Here is a 17,837-nt window from a genome sequence, read left to right as displayed (position 1 = left end):
CGGCGGCGGGACGGCGTTCACCGGTACGGTTGAGCGGATCAGTCCGCGTGACCGGCCGGACCGGCGGGGCGCCACCCCGACGGCCCTACTGCTGAGAGGAACCGATGCGACCGAACGCCCGGCGCACCACCTTGGCGGACATCGCCCGAGCGGCCGGGGTCTCCGTCGCCACCGTGTCCAAGGTGGTCAACGGCCGTGGCGACGTGGCGCCGCACACCCGCGTCCGGGTGCAGGAACTGCTGCACCGGCACGACTACCTGGCGCCGGTGTTCCGGCACACCGAGGCCGTCGAGAGCCCGACGATCGAGGTGCAGTTCAAGGGCAGCCTCAAGCCCTACGTCGCGGAGACGCTGGAGGGCATCGTGGACGCGGCCGCCGAGTCGGGGGCTTCGGTGGTGGTGAGCAAGGCGTCCAGCGCCCCGCACTGGGCGCGGGACCTGGTGTCGGCCGGCCGCCGCGCCGTCATCGCGGTCACCAGCGTCTACACCGCCGCGCACCTGAGCGAACTGGCGCGGTCGGGGCTGCCGTTGGTGGTGCTGGACCCCCTGCACCTGCCGGACAGCCGGGTGCACAGCGTGGGCGCGACCAACTTCGCCGGCGGCCTGTCCGCCACTCGGCACCTGCTGTCCCTGGGCCACCGCCGCATCGCCTACCTCGGCGGACCCGCCATGGCCGTCTGCAACCAGGCCCGCTTGCACGGCTACCGCGCCGCCATGGAGGCCGAGGGCGCCCCGGTGCCGGACGGGTACGTCCGGCCCGGGGAGTTCACGTACGAGACGGGCCTGACCGGCGCCGCGGCGCTGCTGGACCTGGACGAGCCGCCCACGGCTGTCTTCGCGGGCAACGACGAGATCGCCCTCGGCGTGGTCGAGACCGCCCGCGCCCGGGGCCTGCGCGTCCCCGAGGACCTGAGCGTGGTCGGCTTCGACGACACCGGTCTCGCCCAGATGGCCTCGCCGCCTCTCACCACCGTGCGCCAGCCCCTGCGGGAGATGGGGGCTGCCGCGCTGCGGACCGCCCTGCGGCTGGCGAACGGTGAGAAGGCGGAGTCGCATCACATCGAGCTGGCCACGGAACTGGTCGTGCGGGCGTCCACGTCGCCGCCTCCCGAGGAGCGGTGATCCCCTCCGGCCACGTCGTCCGGCGCCGGGGAGTGCGGCAGCCGTAGTTCGAAGCAGGCGCCGAGGGTGCGCGGGACGAGGGTGAGAGTGCCTCCGTGGCGCTCGGCGAGGTCACGGGCGATGGCGAGCCCGAGGCCGGTGCCTCCTTGGTCCCGGGAGCGGGCGTCGTCGAGCCGGACGAAGCGCTCGAAGATCCGCTCGGCGTCCTCGGCGGGCACACCCGGCCCGTCGTCGTGCACGGTGACGACGGCCCGCCCGTCCTCGCTCCGGACGGTCACCTGGACACGGTGCGCGGCATGGCGGGCGGCGTTGTCGAGGAGGTTGCGCAGCAGGCGTTCGAGCTGGTCACGGTTGCCGCGGACAGGGGCGGGGCCGGGGCTGTCGCAGGTGAGTTCCAGCTTGCGCGCGGAGAGGAGGTGCTGTTCGGCCATCTGGGACGCGAGGGCACTCAGGTCGACGGTCTCGGGATCGGCCGTGGGGGCGCCGGTGTCGAGGCGGGCGAGGAGGAGCAGATCCTCGGCGAGCGCCTGAAGACGGCGGGTCTGCCGGGCGGCGGTGGTCGCCGTGGCGGGCCAGTCGGCGCGTTCCGGGTAGGCGAGGGCGACCTCCAGGCTGGTCAGCAGCGTGGTGAGCGGGCTGCGCAGCTCGTGGGCGGCGTCGGCGACGAACCGGCGCTGCTGGGCGGCGGCGTGGTCGAGGCGTTGGAGGGTGGTGTTGATGGTGTCGGCGAGCGCGGTGATCTCGTGGGCGGTCGCGGGGACGGTGACGCGCTCGCGTGGATCGGTGACCGAGGCGGTGAGGCGCCGGACGGCTTCGACGGGGCGTAGTGCGATACGGACGGTGAAGTAGGCGACGGCGCCGATGAGGACCAGGCCGACGAGACCGGCTCGGAGCAGCATGTCGTCGATGGCGGCGGCGATGTCCTCCGAGGTGTCCGGGACCACCACCACGTAGGCTCGGAGGGTGGCGTCGGGGCGGACGCCGAGTGCGGCGGCCTGCTCACGGCTCAGCTGTCCGGCCCAGATGTCGTCGTACAGGATCTCGTACGTCCGGCCGGCCAGGCCGGGAACGCTGCTGCGGTCCGGGTCGTGGTCGGGGCGGTCCGGTATCCCGATGGGCCGGTACGCGTAGCCCCAGTCGGCGCCGCCCTCAGGGATCGGCTCGGTGAGCGGGGGAGGCTCGGGCAGCACATGTCCGGCACTGGGGTCGAAGGCGTCCATGCCCCCGCCTGCGGCCACGGCGGTGGGCCGGCCGGTCGCGACGACCTCGTACGGCACGGCGCGCCGTGGGCTGGGCACCTGGCCCTCCTTGAGCTGGTCGACGAGGGCGAAGAGATCCTTACGAGCCTGTTCATGGGCGACCGACAAGCTCTGCCGGTACACCTCCTGGTGCACCCACCAGCCGATGCCGGTCAGCACGATCGCCGCGGTCAGGGCTGCGGCGAGAGCCGCGCGGGCCCGTACCGAACGGGGCCGCCAACGACGGCGTCTCTCAAGCGCGTTCACGGTCGTCCACCAATCGATAGCCGGTGCCTCGTACGGTCTGCAGGGACTGCCGCCGGAACGCGGTGTCCACCTTTCTGCGGAGTGAACTGACGCGCACCTCGACCAAGTTGGGGTCGTAGGCCTCGTCGGGCCACGCGTGGTAGAGCAGGTCGCCCTTGGACACGGCCTGGCCCGCGTGGCGGGCCAGCAGTTCCAGTACGGCGAACTCCCTCGGGGTGAGGTCCACCCGGACTCCGCCCCGTCGGCACACCCGGCCCGCGACGTCCAACGACAGGTCGCCCACGGCGAGGACGGGCGGCGCGGTGGCCGCGGACCGCCGGACCAGGGCCCGCAACCGGGCGACGAGCACCATGTAGGAGAACGGCTTGGCCAGGTAGTCGTCGGCCCCCGTGTCCAGGGCCTCCGCCTGGTCCCGGTCCCCGTCCTTGGCGGTGAGCACCAGGACGGGCGTCGCGTTGCCCTCCCGGCGCAACTGGGCGCACACCTTGTAGCCGTTGAGACCGGGGAGCATCAAGTCCAGTACGACCAGGGCGTATGCGCCGGTCCGGGCCATCCAGAGTCCCTGCCGGCCGTCATGGGCGAGGTCGACTCTGTACCCCTCGGCGGTCAGACCGGTGCGCAGGGTGTGGGCGAGGTCGACCTCGTCTTCGACCACGAGTATCCGCATGCGCTGCAGCCTCGCACAGCACCTGCGCACCTTCCTGATCGTCCGGTCAGGTCGGATCAGCGGGCGATCGACGGGCGACCCGGGAGCAGGCCAAGACGCTCACGCTGCGGCGGCACTTCAGCGCGCGTGCGACGACGCACGTGAACGGGGCGCGCATCGTGCTCCACGTCCGCGACCGCCGACCGCCGCTGCGGGACGGCTCGTCGACGGTGAGGGTGCGTAACTCAAGCGCGTGCAGACCGCGTTGCCCGTGCATCGGGCGGGGCTGCTCCGAGCCCGGTCAGGCGATGAGCAGCCGGAGTCCGAGGTCGGCGGAGTCGAGGCCGGCGAGGCCGCCGTTGCGCTCGGCCCAGCGGCCGGAGGCGAGGTCGTCGCCGAGGTGGCGCACCGCGCGCCGCTCGGCGTCCGGCCCGACCCTCGTCCACACCGACATCGCACGGCGCACAGGCTCGCGCAGATACGCCTCAGGGCGGCGCCAGTACGCCTCGAAGAGCCCGTCGGCGCAGTCCCACGGGACGGGCACCGGCTCGGTACGGGCGCCGATCGCGCCGGCCATCCCGGCGAGCGACGGGAAGCCGTGGAGCACGTCGGCGAACTCGGGCAGGTAGTCGCGGGTGAGCCAGAACCGGTCCTGCCATCCAGGCTCGTCGGTGTCGAAGGTCAGCACGACGACGCTGCGGGCGACGCGCCGCATCTCGCGGAGCCCCGCCAGCGGGTCCCTCCAGTGGTGCACGGTGGACACGGCCATCGCGGCGTCGAAGGACCCGTCCGCGAACGGCAGGTGCTCCGCGTCGGCGGACACGCACGCCGCCGCATACGCCGGCCGCTGCCCCCGCATGACCGCCGACGGCTCCACCGCGGTCACCTCGCGGTCGGCGGGCTCGTAGGACCCGGTGCCGGCCCCGACGTTCACGACCGTCCGCGCGTCACCGAGGGCGTCCCAGATCCGCGCGGCGATCCGCGGATCCGTACGCCGCGTCGCGGGGTAGGCGCCGCCGATCGCGTCGTACAACCGCGCCCCGAGCAATCCCAGTTGCTCCTCCGGCGTCACCGTCAGCCCCCTCGCCCTCGCCTCGAGCTCCCTGTCGATGGCAGCGACCATCGCGTCGACGCGCTCGCGCCGCGCCAGCAACAGCCCACGCAGTCGGCCCAGGTGGGCGACGGCGTCGGCGCCGGGATCCCCCACCAGTTCCGCGATCTCCCGCAGCCCGAACCCCAGCCGCCGGTACGCCAGTACCTCCCGCAACCGCTCCACGTCGTCCGTCGAGTACGCCCGGTACCCGGCCGCGGTACGGCCCGACGGCCGGACGAGACCGATGTCGTCGTAGTGATGCAACGTACGGACACTCACCCCGGCCAACTCGGCGACGCGCCCCACGGTCCAGTGCTCCTCCATGCCCCCGACTGTGCGGCCTCACGCCACGTGAGGGTCAAGCACTCCGTCATGCCGCCGCGGCGACGCCGACACCGATCCCGATGAACAACCACCCGGTCGTCAGCTCCCAGCGGTGACGGAACCTCGGGCGCGCCAGCAGCACGCGCAGCCGGGCCGCGACGGTGACCAGCGCGAACCAGTATGCGACGCCGACGAGCACGTCCAGGACGCCGAGGAGGAAGATCTGCCGTGCCGGGGAGCCGTCGCCGTGGACGAACTGCGGCAGGACGCTGAGGAAGAAGAGGGCCGCCTTGGGGTTCAGCACGTTCGTGAGGAAACCCTGGGCGAAGCCTGACCGCCACCGGCCGGGGGACGTGCCGACCGTCACGTCACCTCCACCGCGTTGACGCTGCGCCACCCGCCGAGCGGCGAGCACTGCGCGGACCCCCAGGTGGACCAGATAGGCGGCGCCCAGGAACTTGATCGCGTCGTAGACCACCGGGGATCGGGCGGCCAGCACGGACAGCCCCACCGCCGCGGCCACCATGTGCACGCACAGCCCACTCTGCGCACCGAGCGCCGCAGCCCGCCCCTTGGCGGGGTGTTCGGCAGCCGATCTGACGACCACGAGGAAGTCAGGCCCCGGCACCACGTAAGCCACCAGCACCACCCCGAGAAACCCGATGAGGTCGACCGACATGCGCCGTCCTTCCGTTGGAAGCCCCAGCACTTGGTACCCTCCGTCGGCCCCGGCAGACGGACCACAACGGGTGGATCCCTGTCGCCGGTCTCGGATGCCGACGCGGTGGAGCACATCCGGTGTCGCCGCAGTGCCGGCCATCCCGTAGCCTGCCGCTCGTGCACCAGCCCCGAAGACGTGACCGGCGGCCGTCCCGCCGCGGGGCGTCCGCGCCGGTCCCGCTCCCGCCCTACCGGCTGCCCACCACCGGCGCCGACGTCGTCCTGGTCGGCTTCTTCTCCGCCAGGCAGAAGGACTTCGAGACGGTCATGGTGGAAGCCGCCGCACAACTCGCCGCGCACGGTGCCCGTGTCGTCGCGCGGATCGTGCAACGCCGCGGCGTCTCGGGCGGCGGGGTGCGGACGATGGGTCTGCCCTACTCCTCCCGGACACTGCTGAGTCACGGGAAGGCCCGGGAGGTGGCTCAGGTCGCCGACCAGGCCGATGCCGAGGCCGTGGTCTTCACCAACCCGCTGACGCAGCACCAGCGGTGCGCCCTGACGACCATGTTCGGGCGTCCCGCCGTAAGCATCACCGACATGCTGTTCGATCTTGACTAGGCTGGGGTCTGGACAGAACGACCACCCCTGCCCGGCCAGGCCCTCCAGTCCGCCACGGCTTCCAGACCTCCCTCGGCTTCGACGTGCCCTTCCTGCAGCGAAGCCGCGGCTCCAGCCGCTCGGTCCCGGGCGGGCTCAGCCCAGCCCCCGGTGGTCGGCCCACAGCGCCCCGGCTCGAGTGGCCGCTTTCGCGACCAGCGACGCCAGTTCCGGATCGTCCGGGACCGGGAACGAGACGTACGCGCCCCGGCCGCCGGCGACCGGGCGGCCGTACGCCTTCACGGCGAGGCGGCCGTCCGGGAGGAGGCGGACGTTGAGGGTGGTCAGCTGGAACTCCTGGCCGCGCCGTGTGTCCGTCCAGCGGAGGGCCTCCGGGATCGTGACGTTGACGGCCAGAGCACTCACTTCCGGATCTCCGCTCATGGAGCGATGCTCTCACGCGCGCGGTGCGGGCCTCCCCCGCGGCCGCAGCGGCACGTTCGGCAGTTCCGGTGCCGGCAGCGGATCCCCGCCGTAGCCCCGCACCTCGCCGAAACGGTCCCCCGTCCCCGCCTCCACCTCTGTCGTCCAGTCGCCCCGCGCCCGGACGATGTCCTCGTGCGTGCGGCCGATGAAGTTCCACCACATGATGATCTCCTCGCCGAAGGGCGGGCCGCCGAGGAGGATCAGGCGGGCGGGGGCCGTGCCCCGGTTGGTGAGGGTGAGACAGGTGCGGCCCGGTGCCGTGTAGGCGAGGGCGGCCCGTTCCACCGGGGTGTCCTCGACGAGGACGTCCCCCGCGTCGACGAGCACCCCGTGTTCGAAGACGGGGTCGACGTCCAGCACCAGCCGCGCACCCGGCGACACCGTGAGTTCCGCGCCCAGCAGCGGGGTGAAGGTGCGGACCGGTGACGTGGCGCCCGCGAGCGTGCCGAGGAAGACGCGGGCCTCGCCGCCGTTCAGGGCGACGGGGTGCGGGACGTGGTGCTGGAAGTCCCGTTCCGTGCCGCGGTGCTCGTCCGGCAGCGCCACCCACAGCTGCACGCCGTGCAGGATCGTCGTGTCCGGCGTCGAGACCTCCGAGTGGGCGATGCCGTGGCCGCCGGTCATCAGGTTCAGTTCGCCGGGGCGGACGTAGGCGTGGCTGCCCAGGCTGTCGCGGTGCTCGATCTCCCCGGTGAACAGCCAGCTCACCGTCTGCAGACCCGTGTGTGGATGCGGGGGCACGTTCATGCCGCCGGTGCCGGCGACGTCGTCGGGGCCGTAGTGGTCGGCGAAGCACCAGGCGCCGATCAGCGACCGGGCGCGCTGCGGCAGGGTGCGCCGTACCCGCATCGCGCGGGGGCCGCCGAGCGGCACGTCACGGGCCGTGAGGATCTCGACCTCGGCCGGGCGGTCGGCCTCGGTCTCGCCGCCGCACCGCATCTCCGCCGGTCGTGTCTCCGTGTTGCTCATGCCGGGTGCCTCCCACCGAGGACGTTCGACCTTCAAGGAAGTTCGATATTCAACATTCTTTGCACGGACGACTATAGGACGCCGGACGGCACCATGCGCGCCGAAAGGCCTCCCGGGCCGAGAACGCCCCTGCCGTTCACGCCTCCGCCTGCACCGGTCTGCGCAGCAGATAGCCCGCCGCCGAGATCACCAGCGCCGCCATGCACGCGATGAAGACCAGCCCCGCGTTCTCCAGGCCCAGCGGTTCCGTCAGCAGTCCCACCCCGATGACCGGGACCGAGATGCCCGCGTACGCCACGACGAACAGCGAGGAGATGACCGCCGCCCGCCGGTCCGGAGGCGACGCCCGGCTCACCGCGGTCAGCGCCCCGCGGAACGCCAGCCCCTGGCCCACGCCGCCGACGAGCGCGCTCGGCACCACAAGCGCCAGCGAGTCCCAGTGGAGCGCGCCCGCCAGCAGGGCGAGGCCCGCGAGCAGCCCGGCGCAGCCCAGTGGGAGGGACCGGCCCACCCCCACGCGGCCGACCGCCGTCTGTCCCGCGATCGACGCGAAGAACGCCGTCGCGACGACCGCGCCGCTCACCGCGTGGTCGGTCACGTCGAGATACCGCGCGAGGAACGCGGGGCTGACGGAGGTGAACACCCCGAACAGGGCGAAGCCCACGAACGCGGCCGTCGCCGCCGGGCCGAACACCGCCCGCACGTGCGGGGGCACGCCGGGGCGCTGCGGCCGTACGGTACGCAGCGGGCGCAGGTCCCTCACGGTCTCCGGCAGCCACAGCAGCACCGCCACCGAGCAGGCGACGAGGGTCAGGTGGACGGCGTACGGGAGGTGGAGGGGCCAGGGGGCGTACTCCGCGAGGATTCCGGCGAGCAGGGGGCCGCAGCCGAGGCCGCCCATGTTGACGGCCGTGGCGACGAACGCGGCGCGGGAGGTCCGGCCGGGCGGGGCCGATTCCATGACGTAGGCTGTCGCAGCTCCGGTGAACAGGCCGGCCGACAGGCCCGACAGGAGCCGTCCGGCGTAGAGCCAGGCGATCTCGGCGGCCGGCAGGAAGCAGGCCGCGCTCGCGGCCGCGCAGGCCAGGCCCCAGAGCAGGACCGGGCGTCTGCCGACGGCGTCGGAGGCGTTGCCCGCGAGCAGCAGGGCGCCGATGACCGCGAAGGCGTACACCGCGTACACGACGGTGACCGTCAGCTCGGAGAAGCCGAACTTCTGCTGGTAGAGCGGGTACAGCGGGGTCGGCAGCGTGGTGCCGGCCATGCACACCGCGAACACGGCGCCGCCGAGCAGGCACACGCGCCATCCGAACCGGTCACCGGTCATGACCCGACGCTAGCCGTGGAGCGGCCGGGCGCCCGCCTCAGTACGCCAACGGCGTGACCGCCCGGCCGCAGCCCATCGGCGGTGATTGCTCGAACTCAATTTTGCATGTCATGCACTTTTGCATAACATGCACATCATGACGGGGAAGGACGCCGTGGGCGGCGGTCTGCGGGAGCGCAAGAAGCGCGCCACACGCGCCGCGCTCGCGGAGGCGGCGGTGCGGCTGGCCGCCGAACGCGGAGCGGACCAGGTGACGGTCGAGGCGATCAGCGCCGCGGCCGGCGTGTCCGTGCGCACCTTCTTCAACTACTTCGACTCCCGCGACGACGCCTTCGTCGTCGTGGACGCGGACGCCGGCGAGCGCGTACGGCAGGCGTTCCTCGCCGCACCGCCGGAGCTCCCGCCGCTGGAGGCGCTGCGCGAGGCGCTCGCCGCCGAGCTGAGGGAGGCGGAGCGGCAGCACGAGCTGTGGAGCCTGCACGCCCGCGTGCTGCGATCCGCCCCGCACCTGCTGGTGCGCAACCTCTGCGCACAGATGGCCGACGAGTCGGGGCTCGCCGAGGCGATCGCCCGGCGGATCCGCGCCGGGAACGGCCCCGACGCCGCGGTGCCGTCCGGGGAGGACCCCGACCGCGAAGGCGCCCCGGACACGGCCACCGCCCCTCCCCGGGGCGACGCCGGCCGTGCGCTTCCGGGGCTGTACCCGCGACTGCTCGCCGCTGTCGCCGGCACGGCGGTCCGGGTGAGCGTGCAGCACTGGTGCGAACGGGCCGACGAGGTGTCGTTCGCCGACGTGTTCCGCGAGGTGTTCGACCTGATCGCCGCCGGACTGCCGGTTCCGGCCCGGTAGGCGCCGGACCGCCGGGGACGCCGGACCCGCGCCGGACCCCCACGGCACACCGGCCCCTCCCCTCCCCCTACCGCTTCCGCCCCTTCCGGGGCGTGATCCCGCTTTTCCCACCGATCCGTGAGAGAGACGACCGTGACCGCAACACAGGCGCCCGACGCGGCGCCGTCCACCGCCATGACCAACCGGCAGATACTCCAGGCCATGTCCGGGCTGATGGCCGGCATGTTCGTGGCGATCCTGGCGGGCACCGTCGTGGCCAACGCGCTGCCGACGATCATCGCCGACCTGGGGGCGAGCCAGTCCTCCTACACCTGGGTCGTCACCGCGGAACTGCTGGCCATGACGGCGACCGTGCCGCTCTGGGGCAAGCTGTCCGACCTGTTCAACAAGAAGCTGCTGCTCCAGCTGTCGCTGGGCATGTTCGTCGTGGGCTCGCTGCTCGCGGGCTTCTCCCACGGTGTCGAACTGCTCATCTTCAGCCGTGTCGTGCAGGGCATCGGCGCGGGCGGTCTGACCGCGCTGGCCCAGGTCGTCATGGCGGCGATCATCCCGCCCCGCCGGCTCGGCAAGTACGCCGGCATCTTCGGCGCCGTGTTCGCCATCGGCACCGTCGCCGGCCCCCTGGTCGGCGGTGTGCTGGTGGACACCTCGTGGCTGGGCTGGCGCTGGTGCTTCTTCATCGGCGTGCCGTTCGCACTGCTCGCCATCGCGCTGCTCCAGCGCACCCTGCGTCTGCCGACGGTGGCCCGCCGCGAGGCGAAGATCGACTTCCTGGGCGCGTTCCTGATCGTGGCGGGCGTCTGCGCCCTGCTGATCTGGGTCACCCTGGCCGGCAACGAGTTCGACTGGGCCTCCTGGCAGACGGCAGCGCTCACCGGCGCCGGTGCCGTGCTGCTGGCCGCCGCGGTGTTCGTCGAGGCGCGGACGGCCGAGCCGGTCATCCCGCTGGGCATCTTCCGCAACCGCACCGTCACCCTCACCACCGTGGCCAGCCTGCTGGTGGGTGTCGCCATGTTCGGCGGCACGGTGTTCCTCTCCCAGTACTTCCAGGTGTCCCTCGGCAAGTCCCCGACCGTGGCCGGTCTGATGAGCCTGCCGATGATCCTCGGCCTGCTGGTCTCGTCGACCGTCGCCGGCCAGGTCATCAGCAGGACGGGTGTGTGGAAGCGCTACCTGGTGGCGGGCGCGGTGATCATGACCGTCGGCCTCGGTCTGCTGTCCACCATCGACGCGGGCACCTCCTTCACCCTGCTCAGCGCCTACATGGCGGTGCTCGGCATCGGCGTCGGCATGCTGATGCAGAACCTGGTGCTGGCCGCGCAGAACGACGTCCCGGCCGGCGAGCTGGGCGCCGCGACCTCCGTGCTGTCCTTCTTCCGCAGCATGGGCGGCACCATCGGCACCAGCGTCCTGGGCGCCGTACTCGCCAACCGGGTCGCGTCCGAGATGACCAAGGGGCTGGACGCCGCGGGCATCCCCTCGGGCGGCGACGGCGGCGGTGGCAGCAGCGTCCCGGACATGAGCACCCTGCCCGAGCCGGTGCGGCAGATCGTCGAGCACGCCTACGGCGTCGCCACCGCCGACCTGTTCCTCATCGCCACGCCGTGCGCGCTGCTGGCGCTGCTCACCGTGGTGTTCATCAAGGAGAAGCCGCTGAAGACGACCAGCGGCATGGAGCGCCTCGCCGAGGAGGCCGGAGCCGCGGCCGAGACGGACAAGACCGTCGCCCGGAGCTGAAGCCCTCAGCGCGAAGGACGAGCGCCCCACGGCCGTGGGGCGCTCGTGCCGTTTTCGTGCCGTTTTCGGCCTCGTGCCGGGTCCGGGCTGGTGCCGTTCCGTGCGGGCGGCTCACTGACCGCCCAGGCCCGTCGTCGCCACCGACTTCACGATGTGACGCTGGAAGAAGACGAACACCAGCACCAGGGGCAGCGCGGCGAGCACCGAGGACGCCATCGTCTGGGCGTAGTTGACGCCGTAGGCGTCCTTCACCGCGGTGATGCCGACCGGCAGGGTCATCAGGGCCGGGTCGGAGGTGGACACGAACGGCCACAGGAAGTTGTTCCACGCCCCGATGAACACGAAGATCGACACCGCGGCGAGCATGGGACGCGACAGCGGCAGCATGACCGACCAGAAGATCCGCGCGTGGCCGGCGCCGTCGAGCCGGGCGGCCTCCTCCAGTTCGCGCGGGATGGTGTCGAAGTGCTTCTTCAGGATGAACACCATCACCGGGGCGACGGTCTGCGGCAGGATCACCGCCGCGTACGTGTCGACGAGGTTCAGCGTCAGCATCTGCTGGAACCACGGCACGATCAGCATCTGCGGCGGCACGAGAACCGACGCGATGGTGAGCGCGAACAGGGCGCGGCGCCCGCGGAACACCGTGCGGGAGAAGGCGTAGCCCGCCGCCGCCGACACGACGACCGTGACGAGGGTGACGGCCGCGGAGACGAAGAAGCTGTTCCACATCCACAGCGGCAGGTCACCGCGCTCGATCACCGTGCGGAAGCCGTCGAGGGTGAATCCGGCCTGCGGCCAGATCCAGTGCACCGGGTCACTGGCGTCCTGCTCGGACTTGAACGCCGTGAACACCGCCCACGCCATCGGCAGCAGCCAGATCACGGCCAGCACCGCGAGGGCGGCCAGGCCCAGCGTACGGGCCGTCCGGGTCGGGCCGAGGGTGAGGTTGGGGCCCCGCTGCGCGCCCGCACGGGCGCGGCGGGAGGCCGGGAGCGGGGAGACCGTGGGGCGCGCGGGCCGTGTCCGGAGGTCTGCGAAGGTCATGTCACTTCTCCCTGCGGCGGAAGGCGGCGAACTGCGCGGCGGAGACGAGGACGACGAGGGCGAAGAAGACGTAACTGATGGCGGAGGCGTAACCGAGCCGGTAGCCGGTGAAGCCGACGTCGTAGAGGTACTCGACGACGGGGCGGGTGGCGCCGTCGGGTCCGCCCTTGGTCAGCAGGTACACCTGGTCGAAGACCTTCAGCGAGGCGAGGATCTGCAGCACCGTGATCACGCCGGTGATACGGCGCAACTGGGGCAGGGTGACGTGCCGGAGCCGTCGCCAGGCGCCCGCCCCGTCCAGGGCCGCGGCCTCGTAGAGGTGGTCGGGGACGGCCTGGAGCGCGGCGAGGAACAACAGGAAGTTGAAGCCGACGGTCCACCACAGGGTGGCGATCACGATGGCGTAGAGGGCGACGTCCTTGTCGCTCAGCCAGGCGTAGCCGTCCAGGCCGGCCGCTTCGAGCAGGTGGTTGTACAGGCCGAGGTCCGGCTGGTAGAGCCAGCCCCACAGCAGGCCGACGACGCCGACGGGCAGCAGGTACGGGGCGAAGAACGCCAGGCGCCACACCCACTGTCCGGGCAGGCCGGTGTGCACCAGCAGCGCCATGGCGAGGGCGACGGCGACCAGGGGCACGGTGGACACCGCGGTGAACCAGACGGTGTTGCCGACCGCCTGCCACATGTCGGCGTCGCCGAGGGCCTCCGCGTAGTTGTCGAGTCCGACGAACGACGGCTCGTGCGCGGAGAGCGAGGTGTCGGTGAGGCTCATCCACGCGCCGTGGACCAGCGGCCACACCATGAACAGGGCGAACAGGACGAGGAACGGCAGGGCGAAGAGCAGGCCCGGCGGGACGAGCCGGCGCGCGGTCGCGCCGAGGCCCGTGGCCCTGTCGCCGGCGTGCGCCGGGTCCGGCGCTGCGAGTGGGGTGGACATCTGCTGCCTCCTTCGCGGCGGTCAGGCCGGACTGGGCTGGGACAGGGCGGTGTCGATGCGGTCGACCATGGCGCGGGCCGCCCGGTCGGGCGCCAGGCCGTCCAGCAGCGCCTGCTGGAGCACCTGCGACATGGTGTTCTGGAAGTCGGAGCCGGCCCCGGCGAACCACACGGGCGGGTCGAGGACGACGTGGTCGGCGGCCGTGACGTAGCGGGCCTGGGGTTCCAGGCGGGCGTACTCACGGGTGCGGGTCACCGGCTGGTACGCCGGGATGTGACCGGCCTTCGCCCAGGTCTGCCCGGCCTTGAGGATGGCGGCGACCGCCTGGTGGGTGCGCCTGCGCTGCGCCTCGTCGGGGTCGGGGCGGCGGGGCAGGACGAAGGAGTGCGCGTCGGCGTAGACGGCGGGGGTGCCGAACACCGTGGGGAAGGAGGCGGCGCCGAGCTGCGGGTCGGCGGCGCGGAAGGTGCCGAGCTCCCACTCGCCGGAGAGGATCATGCCGGTCTGCCCGTTGGTGAAGTTGGCCAGGGCGGCCGGGTAGTCGAGGCGGTGCGGGTTGGCGCGGCCGTCGACGAGCTTGGTCATGAAGGCGATGACCTCGGCCATGGCGTCGGTGTCGGCGGTGACGGTGCCGCCGACCGGCAGGTCGAAGTCGTTGCCGGTCTGCCGGTAGAGGCCGTAGAACAGCCGCCAGCACTGGGCGGTGTCGTTGACGTAGCCGAAGGCGATGCCCTGTTTCCCGGTGGCGCGGGCCAGTTCGCGGCCGGCCTCGAGGAAGCGGGCGGGGCTGGAGAAGGCGTCGAGGTCGAGGGCGCCGTCGCGGGTCAGCAGGCCGGCCTTGCGGACGGGGTCGGGGTGGAAGAAGACGATGAACGGGTGGGTGTCGAGGGGGACGGCGTACGCCTCGTCGCGGTACCGGGTGCGCTGCCACACCGCGTCGGCGAAGTCGGCCTCGCGGACGCCGAATTCGGCCAGGAGGTCCGTGTCCCAGGGGTCGAGCAGGCCGAGCGGGGCGTAGCCGGCCAGGCGTGACATGTGGCAGACGGCGACGTCCGGTCCGCGTCCGCCCGCCGAGGCCATGGCGAGCTTGGTGTAGTACGGGGTGCCCCATTCGAGGACGGTGCGTTCGACGTCGGTGCCGGGCATGTCCGGGGCCGCGATGTCGATCAGCTCGTCGAGCAGGGCGCCGTCGGCGCCGCTGAACAGGTCCCACATGCGCACGGTGTCGGGGTCCGCGGCCGCGGCGGCCCCGCAGCCGGCCAGGGCGCCGCCGCCCAGAAGGGCGGCGGCGGAGGCCAGGGAGGCGCGGAGCACACCGCGCCTGGACGGTGCCGCGCGGTGGTCCCCCGACCGGACGGAGGCGGCCCGAGGGCCTGGCAGGTCGGCCATGACACTACCTTTCTCTACATCGATGTACATCACCGGCGGACGCCGCGGCCGGCGGGCGGTGCGGGGGGGGCCGGCGGGAGGTGACGCCGCGGCCGGACGGGCCGGTGTCAGCCGGCGGTCTCGGAGGCCGCGGGGCGCTGCTGGACGCGGCGCAGCACGGCGGTGTCGAACTTGTCGGCGCGGTCGAAGCCGTAGACGCCGTTGCGTTCCTGGAAGACGTCGGTGAGCTGGGTGTAGCAGTAGCCGAACATGTCGGGGTCGTCGAGCAGGACGTCCACCAGGCCGGTGAAGCGCTCGAGGAACTCCTCGACGCTGCGAGGCCGTTCGCCGTAGCCCCAGGACGACTCGCTCTCGTCGCCCGCGGCGGTGGCGGCGGCTTCGGCGTCCCACCAGATGCCGCCGAACTCGCTGCAGAAGTACGGCTGGCCGCGGTACGGCACCGACCAGGGGCGGCCGTCGGGGCCGGTGTTGACGTACGGGCGGTCCTCGGCGAGACCGGCCATGGTCCTGGCGAAGACCTCAGGGTCCTGCTCGTAGCAGTGGGAGTCGTAGACGTCGGTCTCCGCCACGCGGTGGGCGTAGCCGGAGGCGTCGACGACGGGGCGGCTGGGGTCGGCCTGCTTGGTGGCGAGGAACATCGCCCGGGTGACGTCGTCGAGCTGGGTGATGCGGTCGTGCAGGTGCTGGTACGTCTCGTTGAGCGGGCACCAGCCGACGATCGACGGGTGGGAGTGGTCGCGTTCCAGGGCTTCGAGCCACTGGGCGACGTAGCTGGCGTCGGGGCGCTGGTTGTCGTCGCGTACGCCGGTCTCGCAGCCCCAGTCGCCGAACTCGCCCCACACCAGGTAGCCGAGCCGGTCGGCGTGGTAGAGGTAGCGCTCCTCGAACACCTTCTGGTGCAGCCGGGCGCCGTTGAAGCCGGCGCGCAGGCCGAGTTCGATGTCGCGGACCAGGTCCGCGTCGGTGGGGGCGGTCATCAGGCCGTCCGGGTAGTAGCCCTGGTCGAGGACGAGGCGCTGGAACACCGGTTCGCCGTTGATGAGCACCCGCTTGCCGTGCAGGGCGACCGACCGCATGCCCGCGTAGGAGGTGGCCTCGTCGACCACGGCGCCTTCGGCGTCCAGAAGTTGCAGGCGCAGGTCGTACAGGTGCGGGTCGGCCGGTGACCAGGTGCTCAGCCGCTCCTGGGGAACGGTCAGCACCAGGCGGGGGCACAGGTCCAGGTCGGCGCGGGCCGTGGCGGTCACCACCTCGCCCTCGGCGTCGCCGAGCACGGCGCGCACCCGGTGGCCGGGCAGGTTGGCGGTGACCGGGAGGTCGAGGTGGAAGGAGCCCGAGCCGAGGTCGGGGGTGATGCGGGGGCGCTTGAGGCGGGCGGCGGCGGGGACGGGCTCCATCCACACCGTCTGCCAGATGCCGGTGGTGCGGGTGTAGTGGCAGTGCGAGTTGGCGTACCAGGTGGCCTGCTTGCCGCGGGCCTGCGGGCCGTGCCGGGAGTCGCGGGCGCGGACCACGATCACGGCCTCCTCACCGGGGCCCGCGACGTCGCGCAGCTCGGCGGTGAAGGGGGTGAACCCGCCGCGGTGGCGGGCCACTTCGGTTCCGTTGACCCACACGGTGGCGTCGTGGTCGACGGCGCCGAAGTGCAGCAGTACGTCGTTGCCGGCCCACTCGGCCGGGACGGTGACCGTGCGGCGGTACCAGACGGCCTCCATGAAGTCGGTGTCTCCGATCCCGGACAGCTCGGACTCCGGGCAGAAGGGGACGACGATCTCCCCGGCGAGGTCGCGGTCGCGCAGTCCCCGCTCCAGTCCACTGTCACCGCGGTCGGTCTCGAACTGCCAGCGGCCGTTCAGGTTCAGCCACGCCTCGCGGACGAACTGGGGCCGGGGGTACTCGGGACGCGGGACGTCCGGGGGCAGGGGCGTGCTCATGCTGCTCCTCATCACTGCGGGTGCGCAGGTGCGCTGCGGACAGGGGCCATGCGACCATACGATTACATCGATGTAAATGGCACTGGCGAAAAGTTTTCGGCATGGCCCTCCGAGGCTCTCCCCTCCGCCGGCGGTTCCGCTCCAGGGAGCGGCCGTTACGATCCGGGAGGCGGCGAGAGGGGCGAGAAGGGAAGCATGGGCAGGCCCAGGATCAAGGACGTCGCGGAGTACGCGGGCGTCTCGGCGAAGACGGTGTCCAACGTTCTCAACGACTACGAGCACGTCTCCGAGCGGACCCGCACCGCGGTACGGGAGGCGATCGACGCCCTCGGCTACCGGGTCAACATCGCCGGCCGCCAGCTGCGCCGGGGCCGTACGGGCGTGATCGCGCTGGCGGTACCGGAGCTGGACATCGCCTACTTCGCCGAGCTGGCCAAGCACGTCATGGCCGAGGCGGAGCGCCGGGGCTGCACCACCCTGCTGCTGGAGACCGGCGGGCGCCGCGAGAAGGAACTCGCCGCCGTGCAGGGCTTCGACGCGCAGTTCACGGACGGGGTCATCCTCTCGCCGCTGGCCCTTCAGCCGCGCGACCTCCAGGACCGTGACACACGGCTGCCGCTGGTGCTGCTCGGTGAGTGCAACCTGCCCGGCAGCGCGGACCACGTCGCCATCGACAACGTGGCGGCGGCCCGTGAGGCGACCGCGCATCTGCTGGCGCGGGGGCGGCGGCGCATCGCGGTGGTGGGCGGTGATCTGCGGGGCGGGCTCAACACGGGCCGGCTGCGCACCGTCGGCTACGAGCAGGCACTGACCGAGGCGGGACTTGCCGTGTCCGAGGAGCTGGTCCTGCCGGTGCCGGCGTTCCACTGGGCCGACGGCGCCGCCGCCGCACGCGGTCTGATGCGGCTGCCGCGGCGACCGGACGCGCTGCTCTGTCTCAACGACCACCTGGCGCTCGGCGCGGTGCGCGCGCTGCACGAGGACGGCTGGTCGGTACCGGGGGACGTGGACGTGGTCGGCTTCGACGACATCGAGGCCACCAGGTACAGCATCCCGACGGTCACCTCGGTCGCGCCCGACAAGCCGGGCATCGCACGGCGGGCGGTGGAACTGCTGCTGGACCGGATAGAGGCGGGGGGCGACGGAGGTCCCGCGGTGGACGAGACGGCGGGGCACCGGCTGATCGTGCGGGAGAGTTCGGGCGGGTAGGCACGCCCC

The 17,837-nt window shown here is 72.5% G+C and carries 16 protein-coding genes; 5 read left to right on the top strand and 11 right to left on the bottom strand.

Annotation, left to right across the window (positions count from 1 at the left end; genetic code table 11):
* Positions 1-104 precede the first annotated feature (104 nt).
* Positions 105-1,121, top strand: a complete 1,017-nt coding sequence (locus tag ELQ39_RS30995; RefSeq protein WP_242595218.1) for a LacI family DNA-binding transcriptional regulator — start codon at positions 105-107, stop codon at positions 1,119-1,121.
* Here the strand turns inward: ELQ39_RS30995 and ELQ39_RS30990 are convergent.
* From ELQ39_RS30990 to ELQ39_RS30975, 4 genes are all read right to left on the bottom strand, one after another.
* On the bottom strand, positions 1,055-2,626 hold the full coding sequence (locus tag ELQ39_RS30990) for a sensor histidine kinase (protein WP_242595216.1): 1,572 nt from the start codon (positions 2,624-2,626) through the stop codon (positions 1,055-1,057). The two genes, ELQ39_RS30995 and ELQ39_RS30990, sit on opposite strands and share 67 nt — an antisense overlap.
* Positions 2,613-3,293 (bottom strand): response regulator transcription factor, encoded by a 681-nt coding sequence (locus ELQ39_RS30985; RefSeq protein WP_242595214.1) that lies wholly within the window; start codon positions 3,291-3,293, stop codon positions 2,613-2,615. The genes ELQ39_RS30990 and ELQ39_RS30985 overlap by 14 nt, the downstream gene beginning before the upstream one ends.
* Before the next feature lie 280 nt (positions 3,294-3,573).
* Positions 3,574-4,671 (bottom strand): MerR family transcriptional regulator, encoded by a 1,098-nt coding sequence (locus ELQ39_RS30980; protein WP_242595692.1) that lies wholly within the window; start codon positions 4,669-4,671, stop codon positions 3,574-3,576.
* A 64-nt stretch (positions 4,672-4,735) separates the two neighbouring features.
* Positions 4,736-5,368 carry a LysE family translocator gene (locus tag ELQ39_RS30975; protein ID WP_242595212.1) on the bottom strand — a complete coding sequence of 211 codons (633 nt, stop codon included), beginning with the start codon at positions 5,366-5,368 and terminating at the stop codon, positions 4,736-4,738.
* 158 nt (positions 5,369-5,526) lie between these two features.
* Here ELQ39_RS30975 and ELQ39_RS30970 point away from each other — a divergent pair, with 158 nt between their 5' ends.
* Positions 5,527-5,967 carry a hypothetical protein gene (locus ELQ39_RS30970; RefSeq protein WP_242595210.1) on the top strand — a complete coding sequence of 147 codons (441 nt, stop codon included), beginning with the start codon at positions 5,527-5,529 and terminating at the stop codon, positions 5,965-5,967.
* 135 nt (positions 5,968-6,102) lie between these two features.
* Here the strand turns inward: ELQ39_RS30970 and ELQ39_RS30965 are convergent, their stop codons facing one another.
* The 3 genes from ELQ39_RS30965 to ELQ39_RS30955 form a co-directional block, all read right to left on the bottom strand.
* Entirely contained in the window at positions 6,103-6,390 is a 288-nt protein-coding gene (locus tag ELQ39_RS30965) for a hypothetical protein (RefSeq protein WP_242595208.1), read from the bottom strand.
* Positions 6,391-6,402: 12 nt separating this feature from the next.
* Entirely contained in the window at positions 6,403-7,401 is a 999-nt protein-coding gene (locus ELQ39_RS30960; protein ID WP_242595206.1) for a pirin family protein, read from the bottom strand.
* A gap of 136 nt (positions 7,402-7,537) precedes the next feature.
* Complete coding sequence (locus tag ELQ39_RS30955) at positions 7,538-8,728, bottom strand: MFS transporter (protein ID WP_242595204.1); 1,191 nt, start codon at positions 8,726-8,728, stop codon at positions 7,538-7,540.
* 127 nt (positions 8,729-8,855) lie between these two features.
* Between ELQ39_RS30955 and ELQ39_RS30950 the strand changes: the two genes are divergently transcribed.
* Both ELQ39_RS30950 and ELQ39_RS30945 read left to right on the top strand, forming a co-directional pair.
* Positions 8,856-9,578, top strand: coding sequence for a TetR family transcriptional regulator (locus ELQ39_RS30950; protein ID WP_242595203.1), 723 nt, complete (start codon positions 8,856-8,858; stop codon positions 9,576-9,578).
* Positions 9,579-9,752: 174 nt separating this feature from the next.
* Positions 9,753-11,315, top strand: a complete 1,563-nt coding sequence (locus ELQ39_RS30945; RefSeq protein ID WP_228754868.1) for an MDR family MFS transporter — start codon at positions 9,753-9,755, stop codon at positions 11,313-11,315.
* 111 nt (positions 11,316-11,426) lie between these two features.
* Here ELQ39_RS30945 and ELQ39_RS30940 read toward each other — a convergent pair whose 3' ends face one another.
* The 4 genes from ELQ39_RS30940 to ELQ39_RS30925 all read right to left on the bottom strand — a co-directional run bounded on the left by ELQ39_RS30940 (position 11,427) and on the right by ELQ39_RS30925 (position 16,619).
* Complete coding sequence (locus tag ELQ39_RS30940; RefSeq protein WP_190003275.1) at positions 11,427-12,362, bottom strand: carbohydrate ABC transporter permease; 936 nt, start codon at positions 12,360-12,362, stop codon at positions 11,427-11,429.
* A gap of 1 nt (position 12,363) precedes the next feature.
* Complete coding sequence (locus ELQ39_RS30935; protein ID WP_190003274.1) at positions 12,364-13,296, bottom strand: carbohydrate ABC transporter permease; 933 nt, start codon at positions 13,294-13,296, stop codon at positions 12,364-12,366.
* 21 nt (positions 13,297-13,317) lie between these two features.
* Positions 13,318-14,685, bottom strand: coding sequence for an extracellular solute-binding protein (locus ELQ39_RS30930; RefSeq protein ID WP_242595199.1), 1,368 nt, complete (start codon positions 14,683-14,685; stop codon positions 13,318-13,320).
* 107 nt (positions 14,686-14,792) lie between these two features.
* Positions 14,793-16,619: a glycoside hydrolase family 2 protein gene (locus tag ELQ39_RS30925; RefSeq protein WP_242595198.1), complete on the bottom strand. Its 1,827-nt coding sequence runs from the start codon at positions 16,617-16,619 to the stop codon at positions 14,793-14,795.
* Between the two features lie 195 nt (positions 16,620-16,814).
* Here ELQ39_RS30925 and ELQ39_RS30920 point away from each other — a divergent pair, with 195 nt between their 5' ends.
* A complete protein-coding gene (locus ELQ39_RS30920) occupies positions 16,815-17,828 on the top strand; it encodes a LacI family DNA-binding transcriptional regulator (RefSeq protein ID WP_225640438.1) in 1,014 nt (337 codons plus the stop codon).
* The last annotated feature ends 9 nt before the right edge of the window (positions 17,829-17,837 follow it).

It is taken from the genome of Streptomyces sp. GB4-14 (assembly GCF_022696125.1).
Taxonomy (GTDB): domain Bacteria; phylum Actinomycetota; class Actinomycetes; order Streptomycetales; family Streptomycetaceae; genus Streptomyces; species Streptomyces werraensis.
Note: the sequence above shows the minus strand (reverse complement) of the source record. Positions and strands in the feature narration are given on the sequence as shown.